At 60.5% G+C, this 22248-nt stretch carries 21 protein-coding genes; 17 read left to right on the top strand and 4 right to left on the bottom strand.

All coding sequences use genetic code 11. The features are described 5' to 3' along the window. Window positions 1–8 precede the first annotated feature (8 nt). From tauB to tauD, 3 genes are read left to right on the top strand one after another with little or no spacing between them, the layout of a single operon-like run. Entirely contained in the window at window positions 9–803 is a 795-nt protein-coding gene (tauB, locus tag D3Z90_RS01140) for a taurine ABC transporter ATP-binding subunit (RefSeq protein ID WP_136474030.1), read from the top strand. Then, on the top strand, window positions 800–1639 hold the full coding sequence (tauC, locus tag D3Z90_RS01135) for a taurine ABC transporter permease TauC (RefSeq protein ID WP_136474029.1): 840 nt from the start codon (window positions 800–802) through the stop codon (window positions 1637–1639). The genes tauB and tauC overlap by 4 nt, the downstream gene beginning before the upstream one ends. Window positions 1640–1657: 18 nt before the next feature. Then, window positions 1658–2491 carry a taurine dioxygenase gene (gene tauD, locus D3Z90_RS01130; RefSeq protein ID WP_136474028.1) on the top strand — a complete coding sequence of 278 codons (834 nt, stop codon included), beginning with the start codon at window positions 1658–1660 and terminating at the stop codon, window positions 2489–2491. Between the two features lie 53 nt (window positions 2492–2544). Here tauD and betT read toward each other — a convergent pair whose 3' ends face one another. Beyond that, a complete protein-coding gene (gene betT / locus D3Z90_RS01125; RefSeq protein WP_168198423.1) occupies window positions 2545–4506 on the bottom strand; it encodes a choline transporter BetT in 1962 nt (653 codons plus the stop codon). Window positions 4507–4718: 212 nt separating this feature from the next. Further along, on the bottom strand, window positions 4719–5651 hold the full coding sequence (epsC, locus tag D3Z90_RS01120; protein ID WP_136474026.1) for a serine O-acetyltransferase EpsC: 933 nt from the start codon (window positions 5649–5651) through the stop codon (window positions 4719–4721). 190 nt (window positions 5652–5841) lie between these two features. Here epsC and D3Z90_RS01115 point away from each other — a divergent pair, with 190 nt between their 5' ends. The 12 genes from D3Z90_RS01115 to D3Z90_RS01060 all read left to right on the top strand — a co-directional run bounded on the left by D3Z90_RS01115 (window position 5842) and on the right by D3Z90_RS01060 (window position 18215). Continuing rightward, window positions 5842–6840 carry a D-cysteine desulfhydrase gene (locus D3Z90_RS01115; RefSeq protein ID WP_136474025.1) on the top strand — a complete coding sequence of 333 codons (999 nt, stop codon included), beginning with the start codon at window positions 5842–5844 and terminating at the stop codon, window positions 6838–6840. 107 nt (window positions 6841–6947) lie between these two features. Then, entirely contained in the window at window positions 6948–7742 is a 795-nt protein-coding gene (tcyJ, locus tag D3Z90_RS01110; RefSeq protein WP_136474024.1) for a cystine ABC transporter substrate-binding protein, read from the top strand. Next, entirely contained in the window at window positions 7742–8407 is a 666-nt protein-coding gene (gene tcyL / locus D3Z90_RS01105; RefSeq protein ID WP_168198502.1) for a cystine ABC transporter permease, read from the top strand. Before tcyJ ends, tcyL begins: the two co-directional genes overlap by 1 nt. Before the next feature lie 3 nt (window positions 8408–8410). Further along, entirely contained in the window at window positions 8411–9172 is a 762-nt protein-coding gene (gene tcyN, locus D3Z90_RS01100; RefSeq protein WP_136474022.1) for an L-cystine ABC transporter ATP-binding protein TcyN, read from the top strand. Window positions 9173–9342: 170 nt separating this feature from the next. Continuing rightward, window positions 9343–10062 carry a hypothetical protein gene (locus D3Z90_RS01095; protein ID WP_136474021.1) on the top strand — a complete coding sequence of 240 codons (720 nt, stop codon included), beginning with the start codon at window positions 9343–9345 and terminating at the stop codon, window positions 10060–10062. 176 nt (window positions 10063–10238) lie between these two features. After that, window positions 10239–11480 carry an SfnB family sulfur acquisition oxidoreductase gene (locus D3Z90_RS01090; protein ID WP_136474020.1) on the top strand — a complete coding sequence of 414 codons (1242 nt, stop codon included), beginning with the start codon at window positions 10239–10241 and terminating at the stop codon, window positions 11478–11480. Window positions 11481–11500: 20 nt separating this feature from the next. Then, window positions 11501–12706, top strand: coding sequence for an SfnB family sulfur acquisition oxidoreductase (locus D3Z90_RS01085; protein WP_136474019.1), 1206 nt, complete (start codon window positions 11501–11503; stop codon window positions 12704–12706). Continuing rightward, window positions 12706–14091, top strand: a complete 1386-nt coding sequence (locus tag D3Z90_RS01080) for an LLM class flavin-dependent oxidoreductase (protein WP_136474018.1) — start codon at window positions 12706–12708, stop codon at window positions 14089–14091. The genes D3Z90_RS01085 and D3Z90_RS01080 overlap by 1 nt, the downstream gene beginning before the upstream one ends. Next, window positions 14084–14887 carry a MetQ/NlpA family ABC transporter substrate-binding protein gene (locus D3Z90_RS01075; RefSeq protein WP_136474017.1) on the top strand — a complete coding sequence of 268 codons (804 nt, stop codon included), beginning with the start codon at window positions 14084–14086 and terminating at the stop codon, window positions 14885–14887. Before D3Z90_RS01080 ends, D3Z90_RS01075 begins: the two co-directional genes overlap by 8 nt. A 1-nt stretch (window position 14888) precedes the next feature. Then, window positions 14889–16016 (top strand): methionine ABC transporter ATP-binding protein, encoded by a 1128-nt coding sequence (locus tag D3Z90_RS01070; protein ID WP_136474016.1) that lies wholly within the window; start codon window positions 14889–14891, stop codon window positions 16014–16016. Continuing rightward, a complete protein-coding gene (locus D3Z90_RS01065; protein WP_136474015.1) occupies window positions 16006–16650 on the top strand; it encodes a methionine ABC transporter permease in 645 nt (214 codons plus the stop codon). The genes D3Z90_RS01070 and D3Z90_RS01065 overlap by 11 nt, the downstream gene beginning before the upstream one ends. Window positions 16651–16823: 173 nt before the next feature. Further along, on the top strand, window positions 16824–18215 hold the full coding sequence (locus tag D3Z90_RS01060) for an L-cystine transporter (protein WP_136474014.1): 1392 nt from the start codon (window positions 16824–16826) through the stop codon (window positions 18213–18215). A gap of 81 nt (window positions 18216–18296) precedes the next feature. On the opposite strand, the gene D3Z90_RS01055 is transcribed toward D3Z90_RS01060, so the two are convergent. Beyond that, the gene (locus tag D3Z90_RS01055) at window positions 18297–18815 is read right to left on the bottom strand and encodes a dihydrofolate reductase (protein ID WP_136474013.1); all 519 of its coding nucleotides are present in this window, start codon (window positions 18813–18815) and stop codon (window positions 18297–18299) included. A gap of 63 nt (window positions 18816–18878) precedes the next feature. Here D3Z90_RS01055 and D3Z90_RS01050 point away from each other — a divergent pair, with 63 nt between their 5' ends. Next, complete coding sequence (locus D3Z90_RS01050; protein WP_136474012.1) at window positions 18879–20270, top strand: DUF2868 domain-containing protein; 1392 nt, start codon at window positions 18879–18881, stop codon at window positions 20268–20270. Beyond that, window positions 20263–21627 (top strand): GTPase/DUF3482 domain-containing protein, encoded by a 1365-nt coding sequence (locus D3Z90_RS01045; protein WP_136474011.1) that lies wholly within the window; start codon window positions 20263–20265, stop codon window positions 21625–21627. Before D3Z90_RS01050 ends, D3Z90_RS01045 begins: the two co-directional genes overlap by 8 nt. 65 nt (window positions 21628–21692) lie before the next feature. On the opposite strand, the gene D3Z90_RS01040 is transcribed toward D3Z90_RS01045, so the two are convergent. Beyond that, entirely contained in the window at window positions 21693–22247 is a 555-nt protein-coding gene (locus D3Z90_RS01040) for a phosphonate degradation HD-domain oxygenase (RefSeq protein WP_136474010.1), read from the bottom strand. Between the last annotated feature and the right edge of the window lies 1 nt (window position 22248).

Here is a 22248-nt window from a genome sequence, read left to right as displayed (position 1 = left end):
AGATCGTCATGGCATTGCTTGAGCTGGAGCGCATCAGCGCACAGTACCCCGGCGCAGCCGACCCGGTGCTGGCCGATATCACCCTGAGCCTAGGGCCCCAGCAACTGCTGGTCGCCCTCGGTCCGTCCGGCAGCGGTAAAACCTCGCTGCTCAATCTGATCGCAGGTTTCGTTGCCCCCAGCGCCGGACGTATCAGCCTTGATGGCGTGCCGGTGCAAGGGCCCAGCGCCGAGCGCGGCGTGGTGTTCCAGGACGATGCATTGCTGCCTTGGCAGGATGTACTGGCCAATGTCGCCTTTGGCCTGGAACTGGCCGGCGTGCCGCGTGCCGAACGCGAACGCAAGGCGCGAGAAATGCTTGCCCTGGTAGACCTGGCCGATTTCGGCAAGCGACGGATCTGGCAATTGTCGGGCGGGCAAAAGCAACGCGTTGGCCTGGCCCGGGCATTGGCCGCCGACCCACGGGTACTGCTGATGGATGAGCCCTTCGGCGCTCTTGATGCCTTTACCCGTGAGCAGATGCAGGAGTTGCTCCTGCAAGTCTGGCAGCGCACGGCCAAGCCAGTATTGCTGATTACCCACGACATTGAAGAAGCGGTGTTTCTTGCCACTGACCTGATTCTTCTAGCGCCCAACCCCGGGCAGATCGTCGAACGCCTGCACCTGGATTTCGGTCGGCGCTACGCAGCCGGCGAACCTGCCAGGGCGATCAAGTCCGACCCACGCTTTATCGAAACCCGCGAGCACGTACTGAGCCGGGTGTTCTCTCAACGCAGCGCCGCAGTGCGGCAGGAGTTCGCATGAGCAGCCTGGAAGTGCCGGTTACGGCCAAACGCAGCGCTGAGTCAGCGCCGGTGGCCAAGGCACGACGCAACCTGAGCACCCGCTGGATCAGCACGCTGACCCTGGCCACCCTGCTTCTGGTGTGGTGGGCGGTGACCGCTGCCGAGTGGATCGAGCCTTTGTTCTTGCCGTCCCCGCAAGCGGTACTGGCCAAGGCCTGGTTGCTGCTGACCCAAGGTTATATGGACGCCACCTTGTGGCAGCACCTGGGCGCAAGCCTCCAGCGTATCGGCCTGGCCCTGGGCGCGGCGATTGTCACCGCAATTCCGATTGGCATCGCCATCGGTCACAACCGCATCGCCCGCGGCATTCTCGACCCGCTGATCGAGTTCTACCGCCCTATTCCTCCCTTGGCCTATTTGCCACTGATCGTGATCTGGTGCGGAATCGGCGAGCTGTCGAAAGTGCTGCTTATTTATCTGGCAATTTTCGCCCCTATCGCCATTGCCACCGCCACCGGCGTGCGCACGGTCGATCCGACCAAGTTGCGCGCGGCACAATCGCTGGGGGCCTCACGAGCGCAACTGATTCGCCACGTCATCCTCCCCAGCGCCTTGCCCGACATTCTTACCGGTGTCCGCATCGGCTTGGGCGTGGGCTGGTCGACGCTGGTTGCCGCCGAGCTGATCGCCGCCACCAGCGGCCTGGGCTTCATGGTCCAGTCGGCAGCGCAGTTTCTGGTTACCGACGTGGTGGTGTTGGGCATTCTGGTGATCGCATTGATCGCCTTCGCCCTGGAAATGGGACTGCGCGCCCTGCAGCGCAAATTGGTGCCCTGGCACGGCCAGAGTCATTGAGATCAATCGAGAATAATCATGAGCTTGACCATTACCCCGCTGAGTTCTGCACTCGGCGCCCAGATCAGCGGCATCGACCTCAGCCGCGAAATCAGCACCGAACAACGCGACGCGGTTGAACAGGCCCTGCTCAAGCATCAGGTGCTGTTCTTTCGTGAGCAGCCGATCAATCCACAGCAGCAAGCGGCCTTCGCTGCACGCTTTGGCGATCTGCACATTCACCCGATCTACCCCAATGTGCCTGAAACCCCTCAAGTGCTGGTGCTCGACACCGCCGTGACCGATGTCCGCGACAACGCCATGTGGCACACCGACGTTACCTTCCTGCCAACCCCGGCGCTGGGGGCGGTACTCAGCGCCAAGCAGTTGCCGACCTATGGCGGCGATACCTTGTGGGCCAGTGGCATAGCGGCCTACGCAGCATTGTCGGAGCCGCTCAAACGATTACTCGATGGTCTGACCGCAACCCACGACTTCACCAAGTCCTTTCCGTTGGAGCGTTTTGGCACCACGCCTGAAGACTTGCAACGCTGGGAAACGACCCGGCGTGACAATCCGCCCCTGTCACACCCGGTGATCCGCACTCACCCGGTGAGCGGGCGTAAGTCGCTGTTCGTCAATAATGGATTCACTACGCGCATCAACGAACTGAGCGACACCGAAAGCGAGGCGATACTCAACTTGCTGTTCGCCCACGCCACGCGGCCGGAGTTCACCATCCGCTGGCGCTGGCAGGAGAACGACATAGCCTTCTGGGACAACCGCGTGACCCAGCATTACGCCGTCGATGACTACCGTCCGCAACGACGGGTAATGCATCGAGCAACGATACTGGGAGATGCGCCGTTCTGAGGCAACGGCTCAGACCGGAGGGCGCGGGCTGGCCCGCCCCTACCGGTTGCCTGCTAACGCACCATGTGCAGGAATTGCATATGCCGTTCGTACTGGTCGAGGATGTCGTTGATGATCTGCTCCTTGCTGTAGCCAACCAGATCATAGTCCTGGCTGCCTTCGCTCAGATGAACCTCGGCACGATAGTAACGACGGTTCTTCAGTTCCTGAGTGCCAAGGCCGCCCAGCGCGAATGACGGAGTGAAGTAGCCACGCATCTGCACTTGATAGATGAACGGCTGCTCTTCCCCATGACCAATCTTCAGGCTGACGTTGTCGTGGCTCGGGTCTTCCTGGGTGATGACATTCAGCCCCTTCTCGACAAACACTTCGGTCACTTCACCAATCGCCGGACGCACTACGTCGTCCATGAACCGGTAGACCTCGTCACGCGAAGGAAAATGTACCGCCTGGCTCAGGCGCTGACGCCAGCCACCACGGCCCCGACGAGAATTGGCGAACGGCGCCAGCGAGTGCATCTGCGCAATCTGGCGCTGCGACTCCAGGTAGAACGCCTTGTGCAGCCCCCACATCATCGCCAGCAGAATCACCGAAAACGGCAGCGAGGTCAGCACGACCGCCGACTTCAATGAGTCGATGCTGCCTGCGAACAACAGGCCGATGGTCACCAGGGCCGTCATTGCCCCCCAGAACACCCGCAACCAGTTCGGTCCGTCTTCATCGGCATTGCCGTCGCGAGCGGACAACGTCGACAACACCACAGTGCCCGAGTCCGCCGAGGTAACGAAGAACACAAAGCTGATGAACACCGTGACGGCAATCACCACCTTGCTCCACGGATAGGTTTCCAGCAGCAGGTACAGGGTCATCGAGGGGTTGTCGATGGCCGACTGACCAAGCGCTGTCATGCCGTGATCGAGCACCTGCGAGATGGCGCTATTGCCGAAGATCGACATCCACGCCAAGGTGAAGCCCAATGGGATCAGCAACACGCCGAAGACAAATTCACGAATGGTGCGACCACGGGAAATTCGCGCAATGAACAGGCCCACAAAAGGCGCCCAGGCAATCCACCAGGCCCAGTAGAACACGGTCCAGCCACCCAGCCAGTCTCTGTCCTGGTTGTAGGCATACACATCAAAACTCTTTCTCGGCAGCGCTCCCAGGTAGTCGCCCAGGTTCTGGATCAAGGTATTGAACAGATGCTGCGTAGGCCCGGCGAACAGCACGAACAACAGCAGCGCGCATGCCAGGAACATGTTGATGTCGGACATCACCCGCACACCCTTCTCGACCCCGGCCACGGCAACAGCCACCGCCGCGCCCATCATCAGGGTGATCAACGCCACCTGTACCCACTGGGTATGAGGAATGCCGAACAGGTAGTCCAGGCCCGAGTTGAGGTGCAATACCCCAAAGCCCATGTCCGCGCCAAGGCCGAAAACCGTGGCGATGATGCCGAAACCATCCACTGCATAGCCGATAGGGCCATTGATGCGCTTGCCGATCAACGGATAAAGCGCCGAGCGCAGGGCCAAGGGCAAGTTGTGGCGATAGGCGAAGTAGGCCAGGGCCATGCCGACGAAAGCGAATACGCCCCAACCGTGCAGCCCCCAATGCAGAAACAGTAGCTGCATGGCCTGACGCCCAGCCTCGACCGTTCCAGCTTCCCCCTGGGGTGGCTGGAGCATATGAGTCAGGGGTTCGGATACGCAGAAAAAGAAAAGAGTGATGCTGATGCCCGCAGCGAACAGCATTCCGGCCCAGGACAGGTAGCTGAACTCGGGTTCGTCGTGGTCGGCACCGAGCTTGATCTTGCCGTAGCCAGATAAGGCGGTGACCACCACGAAGACCAGGTACAGCGTCATCGCCAGCATGTAATACCAGCCGACCGTATTGGCCGCCCAGTTTTGCGCCGCCAACAGCCATTCGCCAGCTGCCTGCGGATTACTGATTACCACTAGTCCGAAAATGAGGATAAAACTCGCCGAGAAATAGAAGACGGGCGGATTCATGCGGATTTTGCCGCTAGGTAAAGAACTCGGTGCACCCATTAAATGTGCACCTCAAAATGACGGGAAAGGCTTGGATTGAACGGGTTCAGCAAAGGGTTTCCTCCTGTTGAACGCCGGCAGCGGACCACCGTTTTAACTTGAACAAGCGTTCAAGTTAAACATGGATGGGGTCCTTAATGCGACCCGATGCCGCAATCCAAGCCCTGCCTGGGCTACTTCTGCGTGCCGTCATCGTGCTGCAGATTGGCCTGAGTCAGGTTGCTACCCGCAGCTACACTGCGGGTCAGCCAGACGTTGCCGCCGATGGTCGAGCCCTTGCCAATGGTGATTCGTCCCAGAATAGTTGCACCGGCATAAATCACCACGTCGTCCTCGACGATCGGGTGGCGTGGATGGCCCTTTTGCAACTGACCGTCCTCGTCTGCCGGGAAGCGTTTGGCCCCCAGGGTTACCGCCTGGTAGATACGCACCCGCTCACCAATGATCGCGGTTTCACCGATCACCACACCCGTGCCGTGGTCGATGAAGAAGCTCTGACCGATTTGCGCGCCGGGGTGAATGTCGATGCCGGTGGCCGAGTGCGCCAGTTCCGAACTGATGCGCGCCAGCAGCGGTAAGCCGGAACGGTACAGGTGATGAGCCAGACGGTGATGGATAACCGCCAGGATGCCTGGATAGCACAGCAACACTTCATCGACGCTTCGCGCTGCCGGATCCCCATGGAACGCGGCCAGTACATCGGTATCGAGGATGCTGCGCAAGCCCGGTAGCGCCGCAGCAAAGTCCTGGATCAGGCTCAATGCCTTGGCGTCGACATCAGCGGTGTTGCACTTGCCATGGCGGGCGACATAGCGCAGCTCCAGACGGGCCTGGGCAAGCAAGGCAGTCAAGGCTGAGTCGAGGGTATGCCCGACATAGAAATCTTCACTTTCCTCACGCAGGTCCACCGGACCAAGACGCATGGGAAACAGTGCGCCGCACAGTTGCTCGAGAATGTGCCGCATGGCTTCTCGCGACGGCAGCTCGCGCCCACCTTGTTCACCACTGCTGCGACCATTGTCGCTGCGCCATTTGGCTCGGGCGCTACGCAAGCCGGCAACGATGCCATGCAACTGCCAATGCCCTGTCTGCGCGTTTTCGCTCACGGTTACATCTCCTGCCGCGGCGGCGAGAATGGAATGAAAGGCCGCCAGATAGACGCTCACTCTACGACAATTGGCGTCGAGAGAAAAAATACCCTTTATTCCAAAACGCAATAAAGCTGGCATAAGGCCGGGAGTTGCTTGCGGGCACAGGCCTGCCTATAGTCGTTTTTTCCCTTGCAGATGTATTGCCATGATCGACGGACAGCTTTCCCGCTTCAATCGTCTGGAACTGCTTGGCGCGCCAACCGCGCTGGAAAAGCTGCACCGCCTCTCGGCCTGGCTGGGCCGTGACATTTACGTCAAACGCGATGACTGCACACCCCTGGCCCTGGGTGGCAATAAACTGCGAAAACTCGAATACCTGGCGGCGGATGCCTTGAGCAAAGGCGCCGACACCCTGGTCACGGCTGGCGCAATCCAGTCCAACCATGTGCGTCAAACCGCAGCGCTGGCTGCACGCCTGGGCCTGGCATGTGTCGCATTGCTGGAAAACCCTATCGGCACTGACTCGGCAAACTATCAGGGCAACGGCAACCGCCTGTTGCTGGAGCTGTTCGACGCCAAGGTCGAGCTTGTGGATAACCTCGATAACGCCGACGAACAACTGCAAGCTTTGTCAGTACGCTTGCACGCCAGTGGCCGCAAACCCTACATCGTCCCTATTGGTGGCTCCAACGCCCTTGGCGCCCTCGGTTATGTCCGCGCAGGCCTGGAGCTTGCCGAACAGATCCACCAAAGCGGGCAGACATTCGCAGGTGTAGTGCTTGCCTCCGGCAGCGCCGGCACCCACAGCGGGCTAGGCCTGGCGTTGGCAGAAGCGTTGCCACACTTGCCGGTGATTGGTGTCACCGTGTCGCGCAGTGACGAGGCGCAGCGGCCCAAGGTCCAGGGGCTGGCCGAACGCACCGCAGAACTCCTGGGTGTGCGCCTGCCTGAAGCCTTCAAAGTTGAGCTGTGGGATGAGTATTTTGCCCCACGCTATGGCGAACCGAATGCCGGCACCCTCGCCGCCATTCGCCTGCTGGCGAGCCAGGAAGGTTTGTTGCTGGACCCGGTCTACACCGGCAAAGCCATGGCGGGCTTGCTCGACGGTATTGCCCGCCAGCGATTCGACGACGGCCCACTGATTTTCCTGCATACCGGCGGGGCCCCGGCATTATTCGCCTACCCTGAGGTCTGGAATAGCTGAATAGCATATTCAAAAAAAGAATAACAAAATTGATTTATATTATTTTTAAACCTATTAGCGTCACCCTATAGTCGCCTTCCACACCACAATAACGTTGGGGCTTCGTCATGACAGTAATCGGTAAACAGATTCTCAATGCGGGCGTTGCCCTGCTGCTGGGCGCCAGTCTGCTCGGTCAGGCCGTTGCCGGCGAGCAGCTGAAGACGATCAAGGACAAGGGCACGATCAGCGTCGGCCTGGAGGGCACCTATCCGCCGTTCAGTTTCGTCGATGCCGATGGCAAGCTGGCCGGTTTCGAAGTGGAGCTGTCGGAGGCGCTGGCCAAGGAGCTGGGCGTCAAAGCCAAGCTGCAACCGACCAAATGGGACGGCATTCTCGCAGCCCTTGAGTCCAAGCGCCTTGATGTGGTGATCAATCAGGTGACCATCTCTGACGAGCGCAAAAAGAAGTACGACTTCTCCCAGCCTTATACCGTTTCCGGTATTCAGGCGCTGGTCCTGACCAAGAAAAAGGATGAGCTCAATATCAAGACTGCCGCAGACCTTGCCGGCAAGAAAGTCGGGGTAGGCCTGGGGACAAACTATGAGCAGTGGCTCAAAGAGAACGTCCCACAGGCGGTGATCAAGACCTACGACGACGACCCAACCAAATTCCAGGACCTGCGTGTCGGCCGCATCGACGCGACCTTGATCGACCGCCTGGCCGCCCTCGAATATGCCAAGAAGGCCAAGGACACCAGCATTACCGGAGACGCCTTCTCGCGCCTGGAGTCGGGCGTCACCCTGCGCAAGGGCGAGCCAGAACTGCTCGACGCCATCAACAAGGCACTGGACAAACTGCGCGCCGACGGCACGCTGAGCAAACTGTCCGAGAAGTACTTTGGCGCCGACGTGACTAAATGATCGAAGAAAGCCTGCAGCTTGCGCTGGACAGCGCGCCCTTTCTACTCAAGGGCGCGTACTACACCGTCATCCTCAGCCTTGGCGGGATGTTCTTCGGTCTGTTGCTGGGTTTCGGCCTGGCGCTGATGCGCCTGTCATCTCTCAAGCTGCTGAGCTGGACAGCGCGGGTCTATGTGTCGTTCTTTCGCGGCACACCGCTGCTGGTCCAGTTGTTCATGATCTATTACGGCCTGCCGCAATTGGGGCTGGAACTGGACCCGCTGCCAGCAGCGCTGATCGGCTTCTCGCTGAACATGGCCGCCTACGCTTGTGAGATTCTACGCGCCGCTATCGGCTCGATCGATCGAGGCCAATGGGAGGCTGCGGCCAGTATCGGCATGACCCGCGGTCAGGCCATGCGCCGGGCAATTCTGCCGCAGGCAGCCCGCACCGCCTTGCCGCCCCTGGGCAACAGCTTTATTTCATTGGTCAAGGACACTGCCCTGGCCGCCACTATTCAGGTGCCAGAGCTGTTCCGCCAGGCGCAGTTGATCACGGCACGGACCTTTGAAATTTTCACCATGTACCTTGCCGCCGCCCTCATCTACTGGGTACTGGCCAGCATTCTTGCGCACTTCCAGAACCGCCTGGAAGCGCGAGTCAACCGGCACGACCAGGAGTCCTGAGGCATGATCGTGGTAGAGCGACTGAGCAAGCAGTTCAACGGCCAGACAGTTCTGAAGGAGATCAGCCTGAAGGTCGAGGCCGGTGAGGTTATTGCCATCATTGGCCCCAGTGGCTCGGGCAAGACCACCTTCCTGCGTTGCCTGAATTTGTTGGAAACACCCAACAGCGGCCTGATCCAGGTGGGTGATGTGACGATCGATGCCAACCGCCCCCTCAAGCAGCAGCAAGGGCTGATCCGCAAGCTGCGCCAGCAAGTCGGGTTCGTGTTCCAGAACTTCAACCTGTTTCCCCATCGCACAGCCCTGGAAAACGTCATCGAAGGTCCGCTGGTGGTCAAACAGACGCCTCGCGAACAAGCGGTGGCCCTGGGCATGAAACTGTTGGCCAAGGTCGGCCTGGCTGGCAAGGAGGCTTCCTATCCGCGCAAGCTTTCCGGTGGCCAGCAGCAACGGGTAGCGATTGCCCGTGCGCTGGCGATGGAGCCTGAGGTGATTCTCTTCGACGAGCCAACCTCGGCACTTGACCCTGAGTTGGTCGGAGAGGTGCTGGCGACCATCCGCAGCCTGGCCGAGGAAAAGCGCACCATGATTATCGTCACTCACGAAATGAGCTTTGCCCGCGATGTCGCCAATCGAGTGATTTTTTTCGACAAGGGTGTGATTGTCGAACAGGGCGAGGCGCGGGCGCTGTTCGCCCATCCCCGGGAAGAACGTACCCGGCAGTTTCTGGGCAAGTTTCTCGGTACGCAAAACACCGGGTACTGAATTCCCCGCCAGATTCACAGCTTGCGCTGCGCCTGCAAACCCACTGCAGGCGTAGGCTTGATCCGAAGTTTGCCGCGGCCTGGCAAGAAGGCAGCATTCAGGCTTGATCCTTCCCGCTCGCTGACTAATAACCGCCAATCCCGCAGCTATTCATGCCAAGGATGCGCGTTATGCCCAACGTCAGCCAAGCAAGCGAATTACCCCCTCCGTCCCTCCCCGGCATCCACGCTGGCGGTATCGGGCGCCATAGCGCCGCCCGATTACAGGCGCGCATAGTCATTGAGCCGCCGATGCAAGCCGGTGATCTATTGGCCATCTTCTGGGGGCCACGATTTGTCAGTGCCCACACCCTGCGTATCGATGAAGTGCCGGGCTTGATCGATATACCCATACCTGGCCATCTATTGCACAACGGCATACACCGCCTGCACTACCGCTTGCTGACACCGGGTCACCGTCCAATACGTTCGCCCGAGTTACAGGTGTTCGCCAAACTCGACTGCCCAGGAGGCAACAGCGACCACGCGCAGCTTCAGCCATTGCAATTGGCCGCACGGGTGCGCCGTCACGGCCTTTTTCTCGATGCCCTGAACCACGACCTGCCTTGCACATTGGCGCCTTATTCGAACATGGCCAGTGGCGACCACATTACCCTGTGCTGGGGCGATCTGCGTCTGGACTTGCCGCCGTTGCATGCGCATCAAGTAGGCAAACCGATCCAGGCGAACATTCCGTTGGCGTTGATTCAGGAATGGGGACCAGACCCGCACCTGCAACTGAGTTACTGCATTCTGGATCGCGTCGGCAACCGCTCTAGATGGGCTTGTGCCAGGCAATTACAGGTGTTCGCCGAGCGACTACCGGGTACTTCTATCCATATTCCAAAATGATAGTTTATTTAATTTTTATACAGCTTTAGGGTATATAAACCGGACCACCGGACCAGCGCATTCAGTCGGCGCGCTTTGCGCCGACCTCTTCAATACGTGAGGTAAGGTATGGTCGGGAACACAATCACCCCAGTGCGTAACGCCAGGGCATTGAGTACAGCCAAGGAGCGGTACTGATGTCCAATCTGGCAGATACAAACGTCCACAGCGATCTTGATAGCGCCCCGCGGCTGTTGCCAGCTACCGTGCTGAGCACCGACGCACAAGCCTTGCTGGCCGCGCACGAGCTAGCCGAAACAGCGCGCAGTCAGGCAGCACGACGCGATCAACAACGCAAACTGCCCTGGGCAGAAATTGAACAGTTCACCCGCAGTGGCCTGGGCAGCATTTCCATTCCCCATGCTTACGGCGGCGCGCAGGTGTCTTTTGTCACCCTTGCCGAGGTGTTTCGCATCATCAGCGCAGCCGATCCAGCACTGGGACAGATTCCGCAGAATCAGTTCGGCATCCTTCAGTTGCTCCAAGGCACCGCCAGCGAACGGCAAAAGACATTGCTGTTCAAGTCGGTGCTCGACGGCTGGCGCATCGGCAATGCCGGCCCAGAGCGCGGCAGCAAGCACACCTTGGAGCTCAAGGCGCGGATTACCCGCGAGGGCGATCATTATCTGCTCAGCGGACAAAAGTTCTATTCCACTGGCGCACTGTTCGCCCACTGGGTGGCAGTCAAGGCGCTGAACGATGAAGGCCGCCAGGTGATGGCTTTTGTTCGTCGCGGCACCCCGGGGCTACGGATCGTCGACGACTGGTCCGGTTTTGGCCAACGCACGACGGCCAGCGGCACCGTGCTGCTGGACCGGGTTCAGGTAGACCCTGAACTGGTAATCGACAATTGGCGGCAGAACGAGGTGCCTAACATTCAAGGCGCCGTTTCTCAACTGATCCAGGCCGCCATCGACGCCGGTATCGCCCAGGAAGCCGTCGCCGACGCCATCAGCTTCGTGCGTGAGCGCTCACGACCTTGGATCGATGCCAAGGTCGAGCGCGCCAGCGAAGATCTCTATGTAATCGCCGACATCGGACGCCTGCAACTTGAGTTGCACGCTGCCCTGGCCTTGCTGAGCAAGGCGGCGCGCACCCTCGATGAAGTCAGCGCAGCGCCGATCGATGCAGCCTCGGCCGCGCGCGCCTCGATTGCGGTGGCCGAAGCCAAGGTGCTGACCACCGAGATTGCCCTGCTGGCCAGCGAGAAGCTCTTCGAGCTTGCCGGTAGCCGCGCCACCCTCGCCGAGTTCAACCTCGACCGGCATTGGCGTAACGCCCGGGTCCACACCCTCCACGATCCAGTGCGCTGGAAATACCACGCCGTTGGCGCCTACCACCTCAACGGTACGTTGCCTGCCCGGCATTCCTGGATTTAACCAGACCACTGGAGCTTTATATGAGCCTTCTGCCGCAACCGCACGAAAACGTCGCGGTCATCCACACTGACGCCCAGGCTTTACACATTGCCGAGGAAGTTGCCGTTCAACTGCGTCGCGACAGCACCCTGCGTGACCGTGAACGGCGCCTGCCACACCCGGAGCTGGCACTCTTTTCCCACTCTGGGCTATGGGCAATCAGCGTTCCCAAAGCCTTTGGCGGCGCGGGTGTTTCGAACGTCACCCTGGCCAAGGTCATTGCCCGCATCGCCCAGGCCGACGGATCGCTTGGACAAATTCCACAAAACCATTTCTATGCCCTAGAGGTGCTGCGCGTAAATGGCAGCCTCGCGCAACAGCAGCGCCTGTACGCCGAAGTACTGGCCGGCCAACGCTTTGGCAATGCCTTGGCCGAACTGGGCACCAAGACCGCTCATGATCGGACCACGGCATTGAGCCGCGACGGCGACGCCTACCGCATCAACGGACGCAAGTTCTACGCCACCGGTGCGCTCTATGCCCAGCGCATTCCCACCTCGGTAGTGGATGAAAACGGCGTGCAACATCTGGTCTTCGTCCCAGCCGAGAGTGAAGGACTGCAAGTGATCGACGACTGGAGCGGCTTTGGTCAACGCACCACCGGCAGCGGCTCGGTACTGTTCGAGAATGTCCGGGTCGATGCCCAGGATGTGCTGCCCTTCCAGAGTGCCTTTGAACGACCTACGCCTGTCGGCCCGCTGGCACAGATTCTCCATGCGGCGATCGACACCGGCATCGCCCGCGCCGCCTATGAAGATGCCCTGCAGTTCGTGCGCACCCGCAGCCGCCCCTGGATCGACTCAGGCAGTGATCAGGCCAGTGAAGATCCATTGACGTTGAAGTCCTTCGGTCATCTGGCGATCCGCTTGCACGCAGCCGAGGCGTTGCTTGAGCGTGCCGGCGAGTTTCTCGACCAGGCCCAGGCCGACCCGAATGCCAGCACCGTAGCCGCGGCGTCCATCGCCGTTGCCGAGGCCCGGGCGATCAGCACCGAGATATCCCTGGCCGCTGGCAGCACTCTGTTCGAATTGGCCGGAAGCCAGGCGACCCTCGCCGAACACGGCCTCGATCGCCACTGGCGCAATGCTCGCGTGCACACCCTGCACGACCCGGTGCGCTGGAAGTACCACGCCATCGGCAACTACTACCTCAACGATGAAAACCCACCGCTGCGGGGGACCATCTGATGACCCGGAAAAAGATCCTGCTCAATGCCTTCAACATGAACTGCATCGGGCACATCAACCACGGTTTGTGGACTCACCCGCGAGACACCTCCACCCAGTACAAGACCCTCGAGTACTGGACCGAGCTTGCCCAGTTACTTGAGCGCGGACTGTTCGACGGGTTGTTCATCGCCGATATCGTCGGCGTCTACGACGTCTACCAGGACAGCGTCGAGGTGCCGCTCAAAGAGTCGATCCAGTTGCCGGTCAACGACCCGCTGCTGCTGGTTTCGGCGATGGCCGCGGTAACCCGGCACCTGGGCTTCGGCCTGACCGCCAACCTCACTTACGAGCCGCCCTACCTGTTCGCCCGCAAGCTCTCGACCCTCGACCACTTGAGTCGCGGCCGCGTCGGCTGGAACATCGTCACCGGTTATCTGGACAGCGCAGCTAGGGCCATGGGCCTTGAGCAGCAAACTGAACACGACCGCCGCTACGATCAGGCCGACGAGTATATGCAGGTGCTGTACAAGCTGCTGGAAGGTAGCTGGGAAGACGGTGCGGTGATCAACGATCGCCAGCAACGGGTCTACGCCCGCCCGCACAAGGTCCACAAGGTCAACCATCAGGGAGAGTTCTACCGGGTCGACGGCTACCACCTGTGCGAGCCTTCGCCGCAACGCACGCCGGTGCTGTTCCAGGCGGGAAGCTCCGAGCGTGGCCTGGGCTTTGCCGGTAACCATGCCGAATGCGTGTTCATCAGCGGCCAGACCAAGGAAGGCACACGCGCCCAGGTCGACAAGGTGCGTGCCAGTGCTGTGGCCGCCGGCCGTGATCCAGAGGCGATCAAGGTGTTCATGGGCCTTACCGTGATTGTTGCCCGCAGTGAAGAACAAGCCTGGGCCAAACATGCCGAGTACCTGCACTACGCCAGCGCCGAAGCTGGGGTCGCACACTTTGCCAGCTCGACCGGAATCGACTTTTCACAATACGAGCTGGACGAGCCTATCCAGTACGTCAAAAGCAACGCTATTCAGTCGGCCACCAAAGCCTTGCAGAACAACGATTGGACCCGCCGCAAACTGCTTGACCAGCATGCCCTGGGCGGGCGCTACGTCACCATTGTTGGCTCACCGACTCAGGTTGCCGACGCGCTGGAAAGCTGGATTGCCGATACCGGCCTGGATGGCTTCAACCTGACCCGCACGGTAACCCCGGAAAGCTACATCGATTTCATCGACCTGGTGATACCCGAGCTGCAACGCCGAGGTTCCTACAAGACTGCCTACGAACCCGGCAGCCTGCGCGAAAAACTCTTCGCCAGTGACCACTCCCTGCTGCCCGCCGACCACCCCGGCGCCAGCTATCGCCACACCGCCCAGACAGGAGCGCACCAGCATGCTTAAGACCTTCTTTGCCCGCCCCGTGGCGGCCCTGGCCCTGGCCCTTGGTCTAATTGGCAGCAGCCATGCCGCTGAGGCGCTGAAAGTGGGCACCACTGCAGCCTTTGCCATCCCGCTGGAAGCCGCCGTCAGCGAAGCGAAAAAACAGGGTCTTAGTGTCGAACTGATCGAGTTCAGCGATTGGATAGCTCCAAATGTAAGCCTGGCCAGCGGCGATATCGACGTGAACTACTTCCAGCACATCCCCTTCCTGGAAAACGCCAAGGCTGCCGCCGGTTTTGATCTGGTGCCCTATGCACCGGGCATCATCAACAACGTCGGCTTGTATTCGAAAAAGTACAAAAGCTTCGATGAACTGCCACAAGGCGCCAGCGTCGCGATCGCCAACGATCCGATCAACAGCGGTCGCGGTCTGCAACTGTTGGCCAAGGCCGGACTGATCAGCCTCAAGCCGGGGGTTGGCTACAAGGCTAGCGAAGAGGACATCATCGCCAACCCCAAGCAGTTGAAGATTCTCCAGGTCGAGGCGGTGCAGTTGGTACGTGCCTATGACGATGCTGATCTGGTCCAGGGCTATCCGGCCTACATTCGCCTGGCCAACACCTTCGATGCCTCCTCGGCGTTGTTGTTCGATGGCCTCGACCACAAGGAGTATGTGATTCAGTTCGTCATCCGTCCGCAGACCAAGGATGACCCACGCCTGGCCAAGTTCATCGACATTTACCAGCACTCGGCTGCGGTACGTGCCGCCCTGGAGAAGGCCCACGGCAAGCTCTACCAACCCGGTTGGGAGAGCTGAAATGAGTGCTGCCACCGCCCTCGAGGTGCCCAAGGAGCACGCTTTCGCACCACTGCATCAGGCTGAACAACGAGCACTGCATCCTGAGTCGAGCAATGCCCATGTGCGCTTTATCGGCTTGAGCAAGACCTATCCGGGACAAGGCGCACCAGCACTGGAAGCCATCGATCTGAACATTCAGCGCGGTGAGATTTTTGGCATCATCGGGCGTAGCGGCGCTGGTAAGTCGTCGTTGATCCGCACCATCAATCGTCTCGAACAACCCAGCAGCGGCCGCGTGCTGATCGACCAGGTGGACATCGGCGCGTTCGATGAAGACCGTCTGGTACGCCTGCGCCGACGCATCGGCATGATCTTTCAACACTTCAATTTGATGTCGGCGAAAACCGTTTGGCAGAACGTCGAACTGCCGCTCAAGGTCGCTGGCGTGCCCAAGGTCCAGCGCCAACGCAAGGTAGCCGAGTTGCTGGCGTTGGTAGGCCTCGAACACAAGCACCATGCCTACCCGGCACAACTGTCGGGGGGGCAGAAGCAACGCGTCGGTATCGCCCGGGCGTTGGTACACGACCCGGATATTCTTCTCTGCGATGAAGCGACCTCAGCCCTCGACCCGGAAACCACTGCCTCCATCCTCGAGCTTCTGCGCGACATCAACCAACGCCTGGGCCTGACCGTGGTGCTGATTACTCACGAGATGGCAGTCATCCGCGATGTCTGCCATCGAGTAGTGGTGCTAGAGCGCGGGCGTATCGTTGAGCAAGGTGCCGTATGGCAAGTGTTCGGCGACCCACGGCATGAGGTCAGCAAAACCTTGCTGGCACCGTTGCAACCCGCTTTACCACCCGACCTGCAGGCCCGTCTGCAAGCGCAGCCGGGCAGTGCCGAGGCAGGCTTGGTATTGAACCTCAAGATTGCTGGAACGCAACGCCAGGCACCGGAGTTATCCACATTGTTTGCCAGCCTCGGCGGGCGGATCAGCCTGCTGCAGGGAGGCATCGAGCCGATCCAGGGGCGTGCGCTGGGGCAGTTGGTGCTGTCGGTAGCGGATTCACCGCACAGCCACGCGCAGATCATCGAACGCGCCCGCCAATGGGCCACTCAAGTAGAGGTACTGGGTTATGTGGACTGATCGCCTGCTTCAGGGCGTACTCGATACCCTGTTGATGGTCGGGGTGTCATCATTGATTGCCTTGCTTGCCGGGATTCCCTTGGCGGTGATTCTGGTTACCAGTGGCAAGGGCGGGATCTTCGAAGCCCCCACCTTGAACCGGGTACTGGGCGCCTTCGTTAACCTGTTCCGCTCGATTCCGTTCCTGATCCTGATGGTCGCGCTGATTCCCTTCACTCGCCTGATCGTCGGTACCACTTATGGAGTGTGGGCCGCGGTAGTGCCGCTGACCATTGCCGCTACGCCGTTCTTTGCCCGAATCGCCGAAGTCAGCTTGCGTGAAGTTGACCACGGCCTGATCGAAGCGGCGCAAGCCATGGGTTGCCGGCGCTGGCATATCGTCTGGCACGTATTATTGCCCGAAGCCCTGCCGGGCATCGTCGGCGGCTTCACCATCACCCTGGTGACCATGATCAATTCCTCGGCCATGGCCGGCGCCATCGGTGCAGGCGGCTTGGGCGACATTGCCTATCGCTATGGCTACCAGCGTTTCGACAGCCAGATCATGCTCACCGTGATTGTCATGCTGGTGGTGCTGGTGGCATTGATACAGCTTGGCGGGGACCGCTTGGCCAAAGGCCTGAACAAGCGCTAGGCGACGGCGATAGCTGCGTGAGCCAGCATCATAGGCTTACGCACACCCTTCATATTCCAAAAACGACTAAGCAAATTACTTTTTGATATAAATTCGTTCGTTTTCATGCTGTTAGCATTTCTGTTCGCAATCGCACACAGAGGCGATTCCCCGCGTTATCCCCTGGAGCTTCAATGAATCTGCCGCTGTCTCTCAATCTGCTGGCGTTCCTGGCATTGCTGCTAGGCCTGGCGCAAACCCGTCATGGCAACTGGAGCCTGGCCAAGAAGGTATTGGTCGGCCTGGTTCTGGGCGTGCTGTTCGGTGCTGCCCTGCATACCATTTATGGCGCTGGCAATCCGGTACTCAAGGCCACCATCAGTTGGCTCGATTTAGTAGGCAACGGCTACGTGCAGTTACTGCAAATGATCGTCATGCCGCTGATCTTCGCTTCGATCCTCAGCGCTGTGGCGCGGCTGCACAATGCTTCTTCACTGGGCAAAATCAGCTTCCTGACCATCGGCACTCTGCTGTTCACCACGGCCATCGCCGCGCTGATCGGTATCGGGCTGACCAATTTGTTCGGGCTGACCGCCGAAGGACTGGTGGCAGGCACCGCCGAAACCGCACGCATGCAGGCCATCCAGAGCGATTACGTGGGCAAGGTCGCAGACCTGAATATCCCGCAACTGCTGCTGTCGTTCATCCCCAGCAACCCGGTGGGCGACCTGGCGCGCGCCAAGCCGACGTCGATCATCAGCGTAGTGATCTTTGCCGTGTTCCTCGGCATGGCCGCCCTGCAATTGCTCAAGGATGATGCCGAAAAAGGCAATCGCGCCCTGGTCGCTATCGACACCCTGCAAGCCTGGACCATGCGTCTGGTGCGCTTGGTGATGAAACTCACTCCGTATGGCGTGTTGGCCCTGATGACCAAGGTCGTTGCCAGCTCGAACCTTGACGACATCCTCAAGCTCGGCAGCTTTGTGGTGGTCTCGTACATCGGCCTGGGGCTGATGTTCGTGGTGCATGGCGTGTTGCTGGCGATCAGCGGCGTCAATCCACTGCGCTTCTTCCGCAAAGTCTGGCCGGTGCTGACCTTCGCTTTCACCAGCCGTTCCAGTGCTGCCAGCATCCCGCTGAGCATCGAAGCGCAAACCCTGCGCCTGGGCATTCCACAGTCGATCGCAAGCTTTGCCGCTTCGTTCGGCGCGACCATTGGCCAGAACGGCTGCGCCGGTTTGTACCCGGCAATGCTAGCGGTGATGGTGGCTCCAGCAGTTGGTATCAACCCGCTCGACCCACTGTGGATCGCAACGCTGGTGGCAATCGTCACCCTGAGTTCGGCCGGTGTTGCCGGCGTCGGTGGCGGTGCGACCTTTGCCGCGCTGATCGTGCTGCCGGCCATGGGCTTGCCGGTAGAACTGGTGGCGTTGCTGATCTCGGTCGAGCCGCTGATCGACATGGGGCGTACGGCATTGAACGTGAACGGTTCGATGACCGCAGGGGCGATTACCAGCCAGATGCTCAAGCAAACAGATCGCCAGGTGCTGGGCACCGACGAACATGCCGAACTGAGCCACAGCTAACGCCAGAGCGGCTTGGCCCGCGATAGGCCGGCAGGTTATTTGCCGCCTTGTCGCGGGGCAAGCCCACTCCTACCAAGTGAATCAGGCCTTTTCCCAGACCTCGAAGTGGTAGGCCGGCTTGTCACCTTCCGCCGGATTTGCCTGCGTCGACGCGAGCGTCCATTGCGCCGCATCGAACGCTGGAAACCACGCATCCCCTTCCGGGTTCAATTCGACCCGCGTCAAATACAACCGATCAGCCAGGCCTCGCTCGATGGCTTGGGTGTAGAGTTGCGCGCCGCCAATCAGCATCAGCTCATCCACGCCCTGTTCCAGCGCCCATTGCTCGGCCCGCAGCATGGCCGCGTCGAGTGAGTCGAACACCTGTGCGCCTTCGAGCTGCAGCCCTGGCTGGCGGCTGACCACCAGGTTCAAACGTCCAGGCAACGGCCGGCCGAGCGAATCCCAGGTCTTGCGCCCCATGATGATTGGCTTGCCCAGGGTGGTAGCTTTGAAATACTTGAAGTCCCCCGGCAGGTGCCAGGGCATGCTGTTGTCGATGCCGATCACACGGTTCTCGGCGAGCGCCGCGATCAGGCTGAGGGGAAGTGATGTTTTCATGTCCGCGAGGATAGCAAAGCCCGTTCTTCCGCGCCTGGGTTATGCTTTGGGCTGACTTGATCAATGGAAGACCGCGTGACTGCACTGACTGACCTGGACAAACGCTGGCTCACTGAAGCAGTACGCCTGCGTGAGGAACATGCAGGCCTTCTGGACGACCAGGAAGCCAACCGCCACGCCCGCCAAGCGGGCGGTGACCTGCCAACACGCATTGAGCATCGAGCCTTGTGGCTGGCCGAGCGCGATGGCATGCGCAGCGCCCTGCAACGCTGGAAGCAAGGTGCCCGCTTGGCACTGGCGCTGTTGCTGCTGCTGGCGATACTCAGCGGTGCCGGCCTGGCCCTGGCCGCCCTGGGCGATAGCCAGCGCCCGGTGAATGTGTTCTGGGCGCTGGGTAGCCTGCTGGGCTTGAACCTTCTGTTGCTGGGCGGATGGGCGCTCGGCTTCTTCTTCGCTGGGGAACAAGGGGCAACCCTGGGCAGGCTGTGGCTGTGGCTCAGTGAAAAATTTGCCCGTGATGCCCAGGCGGTACATTTGGCTCCCGCCCTGTTGGTATTACTGCAGCGGCAAAAACTCAATCGCTGGTTGCTGGGGCTGTTGGTCCATGGCCTGTGGCTGGTGGCCCTGGGCACGGCCCTGGTGATGCTGCTGATTCTGCTCGCCACTCGGCGCTACGGTTTCGTTTGGGAAACGACCATTCTCGGTGCCGATACCTTCGTAGCCCTGACCCAAGCCCTCGGCGCCTTGCCTGCCCTGCTCGGTTTCAACGTACCGGACATTGCCATGATCCGCGCCAGTGGCGACAGCCAACCCGCCGTGGAACTGGCCCGTCAGGCCTGGGCTAGCTGGTTGCTCGGCGTGTTGTTGGTGTTCGGTATTGCGCCACGGCTGCTGCTGGCCGCGCTGTGCCTGTGGCGTTGGCGCAGTGGCCGCAAGCGTTTGAGCCTGGACATCAACCTCCCAGGCTATAGCCAATTACGTGAAGCGCTGATGCCCAGCAGCGAGCGCCTTGGCGTCAACGACGCGGCCCCGGATGCCCTGCCGCAGATTGTCCGTGGTGTGGGTGACGAGCACACCGACGGTGCCTTGCTGGTTGGCCTGGAGCTCGACGACCAACGGCCGTGGCCACCCGCCCTGCCCGCCACCGTCAACAATGCCGGAATACTCGACAGCCGTGAGTCGCGCAACAAGTTGCTTGAGCAACTGAGCCGCTTTCCCCCGGCACGCCTGGTCATTGCCTGTGACCCGCGGCGCTCGCCGGATCGTGGCAGCCTGGCGTTGCTCGCCGAACTGGCCCGCAATGCCGGTGCTACACGCATATGGTTGCTGCAAGCGCTGCCTGGGCAGGCGTTGGATGCCGATCGCCTCGGCGATTGGCATCAGGCGCTGGACCAACTGGGGCTTGTGCATTCCGACAGCGCCCCGCTGAACTGGCTGGAGCATGGCCATGACTAAGCCGCTGAAACTGGCCGTGGTTGGCCACACCAACGTCGGCAAGACGTCGTTGTTGCGTACCCTCACCCGTGATGTCGGCTTTGGCGAAGTATCCCATCGGCCCAGCACTACTCGCCATGTGGAAGGTGCGCGACTATCGGTGGGCGGCGAACCGTTACTGGAGCTTTACGACACCCCAGGGCTGGAAGACGCTATCGCCCTGCTCGACTACCTCGAACGCCTGGAGCGTCCTGGCGAGCGCCTGGACGGCCCGGCGCGGCTGGAACGCTTTCTTCAGGGCAGTGAAGCGCGCCAACGCTTTGAGCAAGAAGCCAAGGTGGTACGCCAACTGCTCGCCAGTGATGCCGGCCTGTATGTAATCGATGCACGTGAACCGGTGTTGGCCAAGTACCGCGACGAGTTGGAAGTGCTTGCCAGCTGCGGCAAACCGCTACTGCCGGTGCTCAATTTTGTCGCCAGTAGCGACCATCGCGAGCCCGCCTGGCGTGAAGCACTGGCTCGGCTTGGTTTGCATGCGCTGGTGCGTTTCGACAGCGTCGCGCCACCGGAAGATGGCGAGCGGCGGCTTTATGAAAGCCTGGCACTGATGCTGGAGAAATCTCGCCCCGCGCTGCAACGCCTGATCGACGATCAGCACGCCCAGCGCCTGGCCCGTCAGCACAGCGCCAAACGCCTGATTGCCGAACTGTTGATAGATTGTGCCGCGTGCCGCCGTAGCGTGGTGGCCGAACCTGGCGCGCAAGGCGTGGCGATCGAGGCGTTGCGCAAGGATGTTCGCCAACGTGAACAACGTTGCGTCGAGGCCTTGCTCAAGCTGTATGCCTTTCGCAAGGACGATGCCAGCGCCAGCGATTTGCCGCTGCTCGACGGACGCTGGGGCGATGACCTGTTCAACCCCGAGACCCTCAAACTTCTGGGCGTGCGCCTGGGCAGTGGCGTGGCCGCAGGGGCTGCTGCCGGTGCCGGCGTCGATCTGCTGGTAGGCGGTTTGACCTTGGGCGCCGCAGCGCTGGCCGGTGCCATTGCCGGTGGCGCTTTACAGACTGCGCGTAGCTACGGCTCACGCTTGCTGGGTAAGCTTAAGGGACAGCGCGAATTGACGGTCGATGACAGTGTTCTGCGCTTGTTGGCGTTGCGCCAGCACCAACTGATCCAAGCCCTGGATAGCCGCGGTCATGCCGCGATGGAAAGGATCAAGTTGAGCACACCACAAGAGCAGAGCTGGCGTGAGGGCAAGTTGCCGGAGGCCTTGAGCAAAGCGCGAGCGCATCCACAATGGTCGTCATTGAATCCAGGGGCGCGAATCAATCAGCCTGAGCGCCAGGAGCAGATCGACAGCTTGGTCCAAGAGCTTTAGGACCCTATCGCGGAGCAAGCCAGCTGCCACTGGGATAGTGGTCATCAAGCTTGCCCCACGATGTATCAATGCAACAGCGCCAATGCCTTGGACTTGAGCATATTCAAGTCAATCACTGGCACATGCATCTCCTTGGCCAACTCATCCCACTCGCGCATGCGCAGGCTTACCTTGCACAACGGGTCACGCTCGAATGCATCCGCCTCGGCCTCGCTCATTACCCCACCCTGATACTCCAGGGTACGGCGGCTGGCCTCACTCAATCGCTGGTAGTAGCCCGGCTTGCGCAATGTAAGGTAGCGCTTGGCTTCAACGTGGTATTGCACCAGCTTCGTCAGGCGCTCGCTGAACCCACAGTTGCGCAGGTAATTGGCGCCCACCTGTTCATGGCTGACCACGCCATAGCCGCCCATATTGCCCTCGGCACCACCGCAGATATGACCGATGTCGTGGAAGAACGCTGCCAGCACCACTTCATCATCAAATCCCTCGTCCAGCGCCAATTGAGCGGCCTGGGACATGTGCTCCAACTGCGACACCGGCTCGCCGATGTAGTCCTCATCGCCATGCTGCTGATACAGGGCGAAAATCTGGCTGACAACCTGTTCGGCTGTTCTCATC

The sequence above is a fragment of the Pseudomonas sp. DG56-2 genome, from assembly GCF_004803755.1.
Classification (GTDB): domain Bacteria; phylum Pseudomonadota; class Gammaproteobacteria; order Pseudomonadales; family Pseudomonadaceae; genus Aquipseudomonas; species Aquipseudomonas auratipiscis.
The sequence above is the reverse complement of the archived record's forward strand: the minus strand, read 5'-3'. Positions and strand labels throughout refer to the sequence as shown.

Excerpts from the sequence above, each read along its gene's own strand:
- tauB (WP_136474030.1), top strand. The coding sequence starts at position 9 with ATGGCATTGCTTGAGCTGGAGCGCATCAGCGCACAGTACCCCGGCGCA.
- tauC (WP_136474029.1), top strand. The coding sequence starts at position 800 with ATGAGCAGCCTGGAAGTGCCGGTTACGGCCAAACGCAGCGCTGAGTCA.
- tauD (WP_136474028.1), top strand. The coding sequence starts at position 1,658 with ATGAGCTTGACCATTACCCCGCTGAGTTCTGCACTCGGCGCCCAGATC.
- betT (WP_168198423.1), bottom strand. The coding sequence starts at position 4,506 with ATGAATCCGCCCGTCTTCTATTTCTCGGCGAGTTTTATCCTCATTTTC.
- D3Z90_RS01115 (WP_136474025.1), top strand. The coding sequence starts at position 5,842 with ATGATCGACGGACAGCTTTCCCGCTTCAATCGTCTGGAACTGCTTGGC.
- tcyJ (WP_136474024.1), top strand. The coding sequence starts at position 6,948 with ATGACAGTAATCGGTAAACAGATTCTCAATGCGGGCGTTGCCCTGCTG.
- tcyN (WP_136474022.1), top strand. The coding sequence starts at position 8,411 with ATGATCGTGGTAGAGCGACTGAGCAAGCAGTTCAACGGCCAGACAGTT.
- D3Z90_RS01095 (WP_136474021.1), top strand. The coding sequence starts at position 9,343 with ATGCCCAACGTCAGCCAAGCAAGCGAATTACCCCCTCCGTCCCTCCCC.
- D3Z90_RS01090 (WP_136474020.1), top strand. The coding sequence starts at position 10,239 with ATGTCCAATCTGGCAGATACAAACGTCCACAGCGATCTTGATAGCGCC.
- D3Z90_RS01085 (WP_136474019.1), top strand. The coding sequence starts at position 11,501 with ATGAGCCTTCTGCCGCAACCGCACGAAAACGTCGCGGTCATCCACACT.
- D3Z90_RS01080 (WP_136474018.1), top strand. The coding sequence starts at position 12,706 with ATGACCCGGAAAAAGATCCTGCTCAATGCCTTCAACATGAACTGCATC.
- D3Z90_RS01075 (WP_136474017.1), top strand. The coding sequence starts at position 14,084 with ATGCTTAAGACCTTCTTTGCCCGCCCCGTGGCGGCCCTGGCCCTGGCC.
- D3Z90_RS01070 (WP_136474016.1), top strand. The coding sequence starts at position 14,889 with ATGAGTGCTGCCACCGCCCTCGAGGTGCCCAAGGAGCACGCTTTCGCA.
- D3Z90_RS01065 (WP_136474015.1), top strand. The coding sequence starts at position 16,006 with ATGTGGACTGATCGCCTGCTTCAGGGCGTACTCGATACCCTGTTGATG.
- D3Z90_RS01060 (WP_136474014.1), top strand. The coding sequence starts at position 16,824 with ATGAATCTGCCGCTGTCTCTCAATCTGCTGGCGTTCCTGGCATTGCTG.
- D3Z90_RS01055 (WP_136474013.1), bottom strand. The coding sequence starts at position 18,815 with ATGAAAACATCACTTCCCCTCAGCCTGATCGCGGCGCTCGCCGAGAAC.
- D3Z90_RS01050 (WP_136474012.1), top strand. The coding sequence starts at position 18,879 with ATGGAAGACCGCGTGACTGCACTGACTGACCTGGACAAACGCTGGCTC.
- D3Z90_RS01045 (WP_136474011.1), top strand. The coding sequence starts at position 20,263 with ATGACTAAGCCGCTGAAACTGGCCGTGGTTGGCCACACCAACGTCGGC.
- D3Z90_RS01040 (WP_136474010.1), bottom strand. The coding sequence starts at position 22,247 with ATGAGAACAGCCGAACAGGTTGTCAGCCAGATTTTCGCCCTGTATCAG.